11 protein-coding genes are annotated in these 11,214 nt (G+C 71.7%); 4 read left to right on the top strand and 7 right to left on the bottom strand.

Features of this window, described 5'->3' with window-relative positions:
• Positions 1–207 precede the first annotated feature (207 nt).
• Complete coding sequence (gene ispH, locus ACWCO8_RS01520; RefSeq protein WP_451030393.1) at positions 208–1,173, top strand: 4-hydroxy-3-methylbut-2-enyl diphosphate reductase; 966 nt, start codon at positions 208–210, stop codon at positions 1,171–1,173.
• On the opposite strand, the gene ACWCO8_RS01515 is transcribed toward ispH, so the two are convergent.
• Positions 1,163–1,774, bottom strand: a complete 612-nt coding sequence (locus tag ACWCO8_RS01515) for a TetR/AcrR family transcriptional regulator C-terminal domain-containing protein (protein ID WP_451030392.1) — start codon at positions 1,772–1,774, stop codon at positions 1,163–1,165. The two genes, ispH and ACWCO8_RS01515, sit on opposite strands and share 11 nt — an antisense overlap.
• Before the next feature lie 60 nt (positions 1,775–1,834).
• Here ACWCO8_RS01515 and ACWCO8_RS01510 point away from each other — a divergent pair, with 60 nt between their 5' ends.
• Positions 1,835–3,322, top strand: a complete 1,488-nt coding sequence (locus tag ACWCO8_RS01510; RefSeq protein WP_451030391.1) for an FAD-dependent monooxygenase — start codon at positions 1,835–1,837, stop codon at positions 3,320–3,322.
• Positions 3,323–3,468: 146 nt separating this feature from the next.
• Positions 3,469–4,446 (top strand): phosphotriesterase family protein, encoded by a 978-nt coding sequence (locus tag ACWCO8_RS01505; RefSeq protein ID WP_451030390.1) that lies wholly within the window; start codon positions 3,469–3,471, stop codon positions 4,444–4,446.
• On the opposite strand, the gene ACWCO8_RS01500 is transcribed toward ACWCO8_RS01505, so the two are convergent.
• Positions 4,422–5,399, bottom strand: coding sequence for a helix-turn-helix domain-containing protein (locus ACWCO8_RS01500; protein WP_451030389.1), 978 nt, complete (start codon positions 5,397–5,399; stop codon positions 4,422–4,424). The two genes, ACWCO8_RS01505 and ACWCO8_RS01500, sit on opposite strands and share 25 nt — an antisense overlap.
• Positions 5,400–5,551: 152 nt before the next feature.
• Here ACWCO8_RS01500 and ACWCO8_RS01495 point away from each other — a divergent pair, with 152 nt between their 5' ends.
• Entirely contained in the window at positions 5,552–5,917 is a 366-nt protein-coding gene (locus tag ACWCO8_RS01495) for a hypothetical protein (protein ID WP_451030388.1), read from the top strand.
• Positions 5,918–5,986: 69 nt separating this feature from the next.
• Here ACWCO8_RS01495 and ACWCO8_RS01490 read toward each other — a convergent pair whose 3' ends face one another.
• The 5 genes from ACWCO8_RS01490 to ACWCO8_RS01470 are packed head-to-tail and all read right to left on the bottom strand — an operon-like array spanning position 5,987 to position 11,121.
• A complete protein-coding gene (locus ACWCO8_RS01490) occupies positions 5,987–6,889 on the bottom strand; it encodes a carbohydrate kinase family protein (protein ID WP_451030387.1) in 903 nt (300 codons plus the stop codon).
• Positions 6,886–7,875: a zinc-dependent alcohol dehydrogenase family protein gene (locus ACWCO8_RS01485; protein ID WP_451030386.1), complete on the bottom strand. Its 990-nt coding sequence runs from the start codon at positions 7,873–7,875 to the stop codon at positions 6,886–6,888. The genes ACWCO8_RS01490 and ACWCO8_RS01485 overlap by 4 nt, the downstream gene beginning before the upstream one ends.
• A complete protein-coding gene (locus ACWCO8_RS01480; protein ID WP_451030385.1) occupies positions 7,872–8,759 on the bottom strand; it encodes a carbohydrate ABC transporter permease in 888 nt (295 codons plus the stop codon). Before ACWCO8_RS01480 ends, ACWCO8_RS01485 begins: the two co-directional genes overlap by 4 nt.
• Positions 8,756–9,739, bottom strand: a complete 984-nt coding sequence (locus ACWCO8_RS01475) for a carbohydrate ABC transporter permease (RefSeq protein ID WP_451030384.1) — start codon at positions 9,737–9,739, stop codon at positions 8,756–8,758. Before ACWCO8_RS01475 ends, ACWCO8_RS01480 begins: the two co-directional genes overlap by 4 nt.
• The gene (locus tag ACWCO8_RS01470) at positions 9,736–11,121 is read right to left on the bottom strand and encodes an ABC transporter substrate-binding protein (RefSeq protein ID WP_451030383.1); all 1,386 of its coding nucleotides are present in this window, start codon (positions 11,119–11,121) and stop codon (positions 9,736–9,738) included. Before ACWCO8_RS01470 ends, ACWCO8_RS01475 begins: the two co-directional genes overlap by 4 nt.
• Positions 11,122–11,214 lie beyond the last annotated feature (93 nt).

Genomic DNA, 11,214 nt, shown 5'->3' with positions numbered 1-11,214 from the left:
ACCGTGAAATGCGCGGCATGATGCCGACACCCCGGGACCGCGGTGTCGCGCCCGGCCGCCGGCGGTTCCAGGCGCTCCGCGTGCAAGCGCCCGTGCCCCTTCGGGCGGTGCCGGTACCTGTTGGTGCGGGGTTCTGGCCGAGCCTGCGTCCGGCGCCGGCCCGCCGTGCTTCCCTCCTCCTCGAACCGACGAGTTCTGGAGGACCACATGGGGTACGAGTCTGCGAGTTCGCCCGGCGCCGGATCGGTTCTGCTCGCCGCGCCCAGCGGGTTCTGCGCGGGGGTCTCGCGGGCCGTCGAGACCGTCGAACTCGCCCTCGCCCGTTACGGGGCGCCCGTCTACGTGCGTCGCCAGATCGTGCACAACCGGCAGGTCGTGGAGCGGCTGCGGCGGGCGGGTGCCGTGTTCGTCGCCGAGGTCGACGAGGTGCCGGCGGGGGCGGTCCTCGTCCTCTCCGCCCACGGAGTGGCGCCGGGGGTGCGGAAGGCGGCGGGGGAGCGGGGACTGCGGTCCATCGACGCCACCTGCCCGCTGGTGACCAAGGTGCACCGTGAGGCTCGGCGGTTCGCCGAGCTCGGCTACGAGATCCTGCTGATCGGGGACCCCGGCCACGACGAGGTCGTCGGGACCGCCGGCGTGGCCCCGGGGCGTACACACGTCGTGGACGGTGTCGAGGGCGCACGGGCCGTCGAAGTGGCGGACCCCGGGCGGCTGGTGTGGCTCGCGCAGACCACGCTCACCGTGGAGGAGACCGAGCGGGTCGTGGTGGAGCTGCGGAAGCGGTTCCCGGGGATCCAGGACCCGCCGAGCGACGACATCTGCTACGCCGCCCAGAACCGGCAGGCGGGCGCGAAGCACCTGGCCGGGGCGAGCGACCTCGTCCTGGTCGTGGGCTCCGCGAACTCCCACAACTCCTGCCGCCTCGTGGAGGTGGCGAGGGCCTGCGGCACCCCGGCCCACCTCGTCGAGGGCCCGGCCGCGATCGAGGACGCGTGGCTGGACGGCGTTGCCGTCGTCGGGGTCACGGCGGGGGCCTCGGCGCCCGCGGAGTCGATCGGGGCGCTGCTCGCGGCGCTCGCCTCTCGTGGGTACGAGGACGTGCGGACGGTGGAGGTGGCACGGGAGGGCCAGCACTTCTCCCTCCCGCGCGAGCTGACCGAATTCAGCGCCTGAGAAGCGTCCCCAGGCCGAACTCGAAGCGGTCGTCGAAGGAGTCGCCGGCCAGTTGGTCGAGGGTGCGGTGGAGCGCGGGGTGGCTCGTCTCCGAGACGGCCTCGGCCAGCCGGTCGCCCAACTGCTGCCGCTCCGCCGCCTGTTCCTCCTGGGTGAGGCCCAGGGTGAAGTAGATGGCCGCCCAGGTGGTCCAGGCTGCCTCCCGCTCGCTCCGGCCGCCGTCCAGGAGCGCGCCGACGATCGCCTCGGCCAGGCCCAGGGTGTGCGGCTCGGCGGCGTACGTACCGACGACCAGGGCCGCCCCGTCGCGGTGGGCGAGCAGGGCGCGGCGGTAGCGGCGGACCAACTCGCCCGCACGCAGGTCCGGTTCCTCGGGCAGGCCGTCCAGCGGGACCTCGCCGATCACCGCGTCCGCCATCAGCTCCAGCATCCGGGCCTTGGTCTTCACGTGCCACAGCACGGTGTTCATCCGTACGCCGAGCCGCTCGGCCACCGCGCGGGTGGAGAGCGCCTCCAGGCCCTTCTCGTCAAGGAGTTCCAGCGCGGCCCGGATCACGGTGCCGGGTGCGAGTCTGCCGCCCGCCGCTTGCCCATTGGTCATTGACCTAGTTTACTGCGAGGAGAAGCTATTGGTCACTGACCAAGAAGGGCTGGATTCGTCATGGAACCACAGCAGCAGCGCCACGTCGTCATCGCCGGAGCCGGGCCCGTCGGGCTCTGGCTCGCGGCCGAACTGCGGCTCGGCGGAATCCCCGTGACCGTCGTCGAGCCGCGCACCGAGATCGACCAGCGCTCCAAGGCGCTCACCATCCACCCGCGCACCCTGGAGGTCCTGGCCTCGCGCGGGGCCCTGGAGCCCTTCCTCGCCGAGGGCATGCCGATCCCGAACGGCCACTTCGCGATGCTGGCGAACCGGCTCGACTTACGGGACCTGGACACCCCGTATCCGTACACCCTCTTCCTGCCCCAGGCCCGCACCGAGGAGCTGCTCCAGGAGCGCGCCCTCGCGCTGGGCGCCACGGTCCTGCGCGGGCAGCGCGTCACCGGGTTCACCGAGGACTCCGCATCGGTGACCGTCCAGGTGGACGGACCGCGGGGGGCGTACGAGGTACGGGCGGCGTACCTCGTCGGGTGCGACGGCGTCCGCAGCACCGTGCGCGCCGCCGCCGGCATCGACTTCCCCGGCACCCCGTCCACGGTCCTCGGCTGGCTCGGCGACGTCGCCCTCGACAGCCCGCCGCCGCCCGGGTTCAGCGCCTTCACCCTCCAGGGCGGACTGATGGTCGCGCCGCTGCCCGGCGGACGGTTCCGCGTCGTCGGGACCAGCCCCGACAGCCTCACCACCGAGTGGCCCGGCGACCTCACGCTGGACGAGCTGCGGAAGAAGGTCGTCGCCGTCGTCGGCGAGGACTTCGGCATGCGCGACCCGTCCTGGCTCTCCCGCTTCGGCAACGCGACCCGGCTCGCCACCGCGTACCGACGCGGCCGCGTCCTGCTGGCGGGCGACGCCGCCCACCAGCACTACCCGACCGGGGGAGTCGGCATGAACGTCGGCATCCAGGACGCGCACAACCTCGGCTGGAAGCTGGCCGCGACCCTCAATGGTCAGGCGCCAGAAGGGCTTTTGGACAGGTACCACTCCGAACGCCACCCGGTGGGGGCCCAGTTGATGGAGCACAGCCGCGCCCAGACCGCCCTGGTGACCACCTTCACCCCCGAAGGGCTCGCCCTGCGCTCCCTGCTCAGCGAACTGATCGTCACCCGGCCGGAGTTCAGCCGCGAACTGGCCGAACGGCTCACCGGCCTCTCCGTCGGCTACCCGCCCGCCGACCCTGCGGCCCATCCGCTCACCGGCACCCGCGCTCCCGACCTGGCCTGCACCGGTACGGACCGGGGACTGCTGAGCCTCCTGCGCCCGGACGCGCACCTCCTGCTCGACCTCACAGCCGGCGGCGCGCTCGCCGCCCGCTCGACGGAGGCCGAGCCCGCCGTTCACGCCTCGACCCCTGACGGCCTCCCGGCCGCCTGGAACGGCGTGCGCGCCGCGCTCGTCCGCCCCGACGGTCACGTGGCCTGGGTGAGCAGCGAACCGGAGGACGACCGGCTCGCGGCCGCCGCGAACGAGGCGGTCAAGGCGGCCGTGGGGTAGGAACCCCGCGCTCACGGGAAAATCGCGTGCGCCGGGGCGAAAGAGATCCCGCGCGCGGCGGCCGAGAGTGGGACGGGCGACACCGTCCCACCCAGATCAGGCCGCAGTCCTTCGGGCTCCGGCGCGAGCCCGAAGGACCCACCCCCATGACCTTGACCCCCTCCGTCCACACCGTCCGCGGGCCCGTGCCGATCACTGATCTGGGCCCTGTCCTCATGCACGAGCACGTCTTCGTCCTGAGCGAGGAGTTCCGGCGGAGCATGCCGGAGACCTGGGACGAGGAGGAGCGCGTCGCGGACGCCGTGACCCGGCTGAAGGCCCTGGCCGCCACCGGCGTCACCACGATCGTCGACCCCACTGTGATCGGCCTCGGGCGGGACGTCCGTCGCGTCGCCCTGGTCAACGAGCAGGTGGACCTGCACATCGTCGCCGCCACCGGCATCTACACCCTGGCCGACGTACCGGACTTCTTCCGCTACCACGGGCCGGGCACGATGCTCGGGGGCCCCGAGGGCATGACCGACCTGTTCGTCCGCGAGATCGAGCAGGGCATCGCCGACACCGGCATCCGGGCCGCGTTCCTCAAGTGCGCCATCGAGGCCGACCTCACCCCGGGCGTCGAGCGGGTGATGCGGGCGGTGGCCCAGGCCCACCTCCGTACCGGAGCGCCGATCACCGTGCACACCAACGCGGCCGCCCGCACCGGCCTCACTGCCCAGGAGGTCCTGCGCAGTGAGGGCGTTGACCTCGGGGCCGTCGTCATCGGGCACAGCGGCGACACCGCCGACCTGGACTACCTGCACCGGTTGATCGACAACGGCTCGTACGTCGGAATGGACCGCTTCGGTCTCGACATCCTGCTCCCCGCCGACCAGCGGGTGGCGACCGTCGCGGCGCTCGCCCGCGAGGGTCTGGCCGACCGGATGGTCCTGTCGCACGACGCCTCGTGCCACATCGACTGGTTCCCGCCGGGCGTGCGCGAGGCGGTCGCCCCGGACTGGCACCACACCCACCTGCACGACCAGGTGCTCCCCGCGCTGCGCCGGGCCGGCGTCACCGAGGCGGAGCTCACCACCATGCTGGTCGACAATCCGCGCCGCTACTTCACCCCGCCCGGCTCCTGACCCGTCGCCGCGGGCGGCGGCAGGAGCGCGCCGTGCCGCGCCTCACGCGGTGTCATGCCGAACTCCTGCCGGAACGCCGTGCTGAACGACGCGTGGCTGCCGAAACCGCAGGCGTGCGCGATCCCCGCGATCGACTGCCCCGCCCAGCCCGGACTCGACAGTCGGGTCCGGGCGAGGAGCAGCCGTTCGCGTCGGATGAGGTCGCGCGACGTCGTTCCCGCGTCCCGCAGCACCTGCTGGATGTAGCGGGTTGACCAGCCCAGGGCGCGTGCGATGCCCACGACGTCCAGGCCTTCGTCGCCTGCGTGGCGGCGGACGTACCGGCGGACATCGGCCTCGACCGTCGCCCGCTGCCCGGCGGGGGCCGAGTCGACGGCGCCCTCGGCGGCCAGGCACACCAGGTCGAGCAGCCGCTCGCAGGCGAGGTCGAACGTCGCCTCCGAGAGCTCCTCCCGCTCCTCCTGCAGTGCGGTCACCATGGTTCTGACCAGCCGGCCCAGACCGCCGGCTCCGCCGAACAGCCGCGGCTCGCGCGAGACCGCCGGGCTGCGGGCGAGGATCTCCCGGGCCGGCACGATCAGGGAGATCGAGCGGAACCCGGCGTTGTGCGCGAAGGCCATCGGCCGGTCGATGGAGCACAGGGCCATGACACCGGGCGCGATCTCGCCGGACTCCGGCCCCTGTTCCACCCAGGCGGTCCCGGCCAGCGGGACGAGGAGTTCGTACGTGCCCCGGGGGTCGCGCCCGATGTGCCGGGCCGTCCGGGTGACCGTCTGCCGCCCGCCGGTGCACAGGGCGATGGCGTAGCTCGGCGAACGCTGGCAGTCGAGCCGCCCGGTCCACGGGGCGGTGCGATCCGGCACCGAGACGCGGCTCGCGCCGTGCAGACCGGTGAACGCGTCGTTCCACTCGCTCACCGACGGAACGGGGCCGACCGCCGTCAACTCGTACATGCCTCCATCCTCGCCCACGGGCCGCGGGGAAGTCCTCCCGTCCGGGCAGAGGAGTCCGGTGAACGGGCAGGCCCCGAACGGCTTTTGGGCGCGCGGCCTACGAGCGAGGCAATCATGAATCCCACGACGAATCACCAGGAAGGGACAGACTCATGAACCTGACCTCATCCATGAAGCGTGCCGCAGCCGCCGCCGGAGCCACGGCGATCGCGGCCGCAGGAGTGGTGATGGGGGTGGCGGCGCCGGCGTCCGCCGCCAGCGGTACGACCACCATCTGCGCGTCCGGCAACTACAACATCCGCTTCGAGGTCCCCCAGCAGGGCAACTCCGGCTACGTCGCCCGAGGAGCGTGCTCGACCGTGGCGCTGTATCCGGGCACCAGCTACGTCAAGATCTGGGGCTACTGGAACACCAACCCCGGCACCTTCTACGTCGGCACCGGGCACCCCCAGAACCCGGGTTCGACGTGGTTCCACGCCAGCGGCACGACCGCCAACCCCTACCTCACCTTCAACTGACCGGTCGGGCCGCCCGGGGTGGGGTGCCCCTGGCGGCCCGGCCTCGGGCCGGGCCTGAGGACCCCCGCCTCAGGCCCGGCCCAGCACCTCCGCCGCCACCGACGCCGCGTACTCCAGCGCCTCCCGGGCCTGCGCGGCGGTCATGGCGGCGGGGCCGCCGCCGCGCAGGGCCCCGCCGCGGACGAGCACCGCCAGGACCGCCGCCATGAAGGCGTCGCCCGCCCCGATCGTGCTGGTCACGGTCACCGGCACGGCAGGCACGGAGACGTGGACGTCGCCCGGCAGGAAGGCCGAGCTGCCCCGCGCCCCCCGGGTCAGAAGCACCAGGCGCCCCTCGGCCGCCAACTTGCGGCACGGAGCCTCGGGGGCATCGCCCGGCCAGAGCAGGCGGGCGTCCTCGTCGCTGACCTTGACGACATGGGCAAGCGCGCACAGCTCGCGCAGCCGGCGCAGACCGCTCTCCGGATCGAGCGTGCGGTCCGTGCGGACGTTGGGGTCCACCGCGAGCACCGAGTGACGCGCCGCCGCCCGCGCAGTGGCCAGCACCACGTCCGCCGCCGGCGGCACGACAGCGGCGAGCCCGCCCACGTATACGGCGGCGAACTCCCCCACCCTCCCCACCACGTCCGGCAGTTCGAACGTCGCCGTGTCCCGCAGGTGGAAGTGGTAGCGCGTCCCTTCCTCGCTCGGGTCCGCCACCGCGAGGGCCGTGGGCAGGCTGGAGCGTCCGCAGAGGTCGAGCTCCACGCCGAAGCCGCGCAGCCGCTCCTCGTTCCGGCGCCCGAAGTCGTCCTCGCCCAGTGTGCCGGCGAAGGCCGTGCGGACCCCCAGACGGGCCAGCTGCGCGGCCACGTTGGCGGGCGCGCCCCCGGGCTGCGGACGCAGGGTCCCGCCCTCCTCCGGTACGAGATCGGTCAGGGCCTCGCCCATGACGAGGACCGCGTCCTCCCGCCCCCGGTCGAGACCGCTCACGGCTGCACCACGATCTTGCGTCCCTGGCCCGCCTTGAAGCGGTCGATCGCCTCCGGGTACTGCTCCAGGGGCAGCCGGTCGCTGATAAAGACGGTGGGGTCGAGGACACCGGTGGCGAAGAGCGCCGCGGCCCGCTCGAAGCTGTGCAGGACGGCCATGGAGCCGGTGATGGTGATCTCCTGGTTGTAGATCCGGTACGGCTCGATGACCGCCCGCGTCGCGTAGTCGGCGACGCCGAACTGCAGGAACGTACCCCCCTTGGCGACGCGGCCGAGGCCGTCCTGGATGGCCGCCGCGTTGCCCGTCGCGTCCACGACCACGTCCCAGCCGCCTGGCCGCTCCAGCTCGGCCGCCGCGGCCGCCGCACCCGAGACGCCCAACAGCTGTGCCGTGGCGAGGCGTTCGGGGTTGATGTCGACGACGTCGACCGCGGCGGCGCCGGTGCGCTTGGCCAGTTCCAGCATCATCAGGCCCATGGTGCCGGAGCCGTAGATCAGCACCTGCGCCCCGAGCGTGCCGCTGAGCACGTCGTAGCCGCGCACCGCGCAGGACAGCGGCTCGATGAGGGCGGCGTCCCGCGCGTCGATGTGCTCGGGCAGCCGTACGCAGTTGGCGACGGGCGCGACGGCGTACTCGGCCGCGCCGCCCGGAACGGTGACCCCGATGGCCGCCCATCGGTCGCAGAGGTTTCCGCGTCCCGCGCGGCAGAAGCGGCACTCGTGGCAGGGCAGTGAGGGGTCGACGGCGACCTGGTCGCCGATCGACACCTCGGTCACCTCGGAGCCGATGGCGACCACCTCGCCCGCGAACTCGTGGCCGGGCACGATGGGCAGCGTCGGCGCGAACTCGCCCTGCAGGATGTGCAGATCGGTGCCGCACAGTCCGCACGCGGCGACCTCGACGACCACGTCACGGGGCCCCGGTGTGGGGTCGGGGAGCGTGGTGACCGAGACCTTGCCGGGCGCCTCGACGATTGCTGCCCTCATTTGACGGCTCCAAGGGAGAGGCCCTGGACGAGCTTGTCCTGGGCGGCGAAGCCGGCGGCGAGCACCGGCAGGGACACGACGACCGAAGCGGCACAGAGCTGGGCGAGGAACAGGCCCTGGCTGGTGACGAATCCGGTGAGGAAGACGGGCGCCGTCTGCGCGGTGACCCCGGTCAGGACGCGGGCGAACAGCATCTCGTTCCAGCTGAAGATGAAGCAGATCAGCGCGGTCGCCGCGATGCCCGGAGCGGCGATGGGCGCGACGATCCGGGCCAGGATCGTGGGCAGCCTGGCGCCGTCCACCTGGGCGGCCTCGATGATGGACACCGGTACATCGGCGAGGAACGACTGCAGCATCCAGACCGCGATCGGCAGATTCATCGAGGTGTAGAGGATGACGAGCAGCCAGATGTTGTCCAGCATCCCGACGTTCTTCGCGAACAGGTAGATCGGCAGCAGGCCCGCCACCACCGGCAGCATCTTCGTGGAGAGGAAGAAGAACATCACGTCCGTCCACTTGCGGACCGGCCGGATGGACAGCGCGTACGCCGCCGGAAGAGCGAGGACCAGGACAAGAACGGTCGAAACCACGCTCGCCGTCGTCGAGTTGATGAGTGAGGGCCACGGGTCGGCGCCTCCGCCGGCGCCGAAGAACTTCTTGTAGCCGTCCAGGGTGAGCGCCGCGCCGAGCGAGGGCGGGTTGGTCGCCGCGTCCGGCTCGGAGTGCAGCGAGGTCAGCACCATCCAGGCGACCGGCAGGCAGAAGAGGATGCCGGCGCACCAGGCGACCACACCGAGCCCGGCCGAGCGGCGCCGTGCCTTGCGGGCGGCGGGCGGGAGCGAAGCCTCGCGTACGGAAGGACGTGCCGGGGCGAGCGTGGTCATCGGCGGTTCACCTCTTCGTTGAACAGGGACGAGACCACCCGCAGCGCGAAGGTCGCGATCACGATCGTGCCGATCACGACGAGCACCCCGGCCGCCGAGGCGAGACCGTACTCGTGGGCCTGGTAGAAGGTCTGGTAGATCGTGTACGGCAGGTTGGCGGTGCCGAGACCGCCCGAGGTGATGGTGAACACCGCGTCGAAGTTCTGCACGATGTAGATCGAGCCGAGCAGCACACCCAGTTCGAGGTAGCGGCGCAGATGCGGCAGCGTGACGTATCGGAACATCTGCCAGTCGGAGGCCCCGTCGAGACGGGCCGCCTCCATCACCTCGGCCGGCCGGCTCTGCAGCCCCGCCAGCAGGATCAGCATCATGAAGGGCGTCCACTGCCACACCAGGGCGCCCACGACGGCGAGCAGCGGCGAGTCCGAGATCCAGTCCGGCTGCGTGGGCGTGTCGTCGCCGAACAGGCCGGCGACCCATGTCCAGGCCCCGTTGAAGAGGCCGTACTCGGGGTTGTAGAGGGCGTGCTTCCACAGCAGCGCCGCGGAGACCGGGACAAGGAGGAACGGGGTGATGAGCAGGGTGCGGACGAAGCCCCGGCCCACGAACGTACGGTCCATGAGCAGGGCGAGCAGCAGCCCGAGGACCACGGACGCCACGACCACGGAGGCGGTCAGGACCACGGTGGTGAGGACCGACTCGCGCAGGGCGGGATCGGTCGCCAGCGTCGCGTAGTTCCCGAACCAGCTGAGCTCACGGGCGTCCGGGTCGAGGGAGTTCCAGTCGAAGAAGGAGATCACCAGGGTAGCCACGAAGGGCAGTTGGGTGACCGCGATGAGGAAGACCAGGGCGGGCAGCAGGGGCGCGCGGGTCGCCCACGCGGACGGCCCGCCCTTCTTCCCGGAGCGCTTCGCCGTGCCGCCGGTGCGCCGGGGTGCCCCCGCGGTCGCCGGTGGGGAGGTGCTGACCGAGGTGGTCACCGGTACTCCTCCGCGACCTTCTCGGCGAACGCCTGGCTCTTCGTCAGGGCCTCGTCGACGGACTGACGGCCCGCGATCGCGGCACTGATCTCCTGCGACACCTTGGTGCCCAGATCGGTGAACTCGGGGATGCCGACGAACTGGATGCCGGGCGCGGGACGCTCCTGCACACCGGGGGCCTCGGGGCGCGCGGACTCGATGGCCTTGAGGGTCACGTCGGAGAAGGCCGCGGCCTCCTTCCTGTACGCGGGGTTCTGGTACGTCGAAGCCCGCTTGCCGGCCGGGACGTTGGCCCAGCCGATCTGCTCGCCCACCAGCTCCTCGTACTTCTGGCTCGACGCCCAGGAGATGAACTTCCAGGCGTTGTCGGAGTTCTTGGAGGCCTTCTGGATGCCCCAGGCCCACGTGTAGAGCCAGCCGGAGCTCTCGGTCCTGTCCACCGGGGCCTGGACGTACCCGATCTTGCCCTTGACGGGGGAGTCCTTGGCCTCCAGGGACCCTGCCGCCGCGGTCGCGTCGTACCACATGGCGGTCTTGCTCTGGGTGAGGTTGTTGAGGCACTCCGCGTAGCCCGCCTGCGGGGCGCCCGCCTCGCCGTGCTCGCGCACCAGGTTCACGTAGAACGACGTGGCCTTCTTGAACTCGGGCGAGGTCAGCTGCGGCTTCCAGTCCTTGGTGAACCAGGTGCCGCCCATGGTGTTCACGACCGTCGTCAGCGGGGCCATCACCTCACCCCAGCCGGGCAGCCCGCGCAGACAGATGCCCTTCATCCCCGGCTTCGCGCCGTCGGCCTTGGCCGCGAGGTCGGCGACCTGCTGCCAGGTGGGCCGCTCCGGCATGGTCAGCCCCTTCTCCGCGAAGACGTCCTTGCGGTACATCAGGAAGGACGACTCGCCGTAGAAGGGTTCGGCGTACAGCTTGCCGTCGGCGGCGGTGAGGGACTTCGTGAGGGGTGCGAGGACGTCCTTCTGGTCGAAGGCGGTGTCCTTGGCCACGTAGTCGTCCAGGGCGTGCAGCCAGTTGTTCTTGGCGTAGATGGGGACCTCGAAGTTGCTGATGGTCGCCACGTCGTACTGGCCCGCCTGATTGGAGAAGTCCTGACTGATCTTGTCGCGGACGTCGTTCTCCGGGAGCACCGTGAAGTTGACCTGGATCCCGGTCTCCTTGGTGAAGTGCGCCGCGGTGAGCTTCTGCAACTCCACCATCTGCGGGTTGTTCACCATCAGGACGTTGAGGGTTTCGCCGCCGGAGGAGGCGGAGCCGCCCGCGCCGGCGCAGGCGGCGAGGAGCGCGCCGGCGGCACCGGCCGCCACGACACGCGCCCCGAGGGCACGGCGTCGGCGGTTCAGGGGGACGGCAAGGGAACGGTTCTGGACAGACATGGCTGCCTCCTGCGGGTGACTGCTGCGGGTTGAGGTGAAGCTTCGAGGTGGTGAGGTGATGTGATGTGGTGGGGTGAAGTGAGGGGCGGGGGT

The sequence above is a fragment of the Streptomyces sp. NPDC001927 genome, assembly GCF_053594455.1.
Note: the sequence above shows the minus strand (reverse complement) of the source record. Positions and strands in the feature narration are given on the sequence as shown.

Bases quoted from the DNA above. Each gene is read 5' to 3' on its own strand.
- ACWCO8_RS01500 (WP_451030389.1), bottom strand. From the start codon at position 5,399: ATGTACGAGTTGACGGCGGTCGGCCCCGTTCCGTCGGTGAGCGAGTGG.
- ispH (WP_451030393.1), top strand. From the start codon at position 208: ATGGGGTACGAGTCTGCGAGTTCGCCCGGCGCCGGATCGGTTCTGCTC.
- ACWCO8_RS01515 (WP_451030392.1), bottom strand. From the start codon at position 1,774: ATGACCAATGGGCAAGCGGCGGGCGGCAGACTCGCACCCGGCACCGTG.
- ACWCO8_RS01480 (WP_451030385.1), bottom strand. From the start codon at position 8,759: ATGACCACGCTCGCCCCGGCACGTCCTTCCGTACGCGAGGCTTCGCTC.
- ACWCO8_RS01470 (WP_451030383.1), bottom strand. From the start codon at position 11,121: ATGTCTGTCCAGAACCGTTCCCTTGCCGTCCCCCTGAACCGCCGACGC.
- ACWCO8_RS01505 (WP_451030390.1), top strand. From the start codon at position 3,469: ATGACCTTGACCCCCTCCGTCCACACCGTCCGCGGGCCCGTGCCGATC.
- ACWCO8_RS01485 (WP_451030386.1), bottom strand. From the start codon at position 7,875: ATGAGGGCAGCAATCGTCGAGGCGCCCGGCAAGGTCTCGGTCACCACG.
- ACWCO8_RS01495 (WP_451030388.1), top strand. From the start codon at position 5,552: ATGAACCTGACCTCATCCATGAAGCGTGCCGCAGCCGCCGCCGGAGCC.
- ACWCO8_RS01510 (WP_451030391.1), top strand. From the start codon at position 1,835: ATGGAACCACAGCAGCAGCGCCACGTCGTCATCGCCGGAGCCGGGCCC.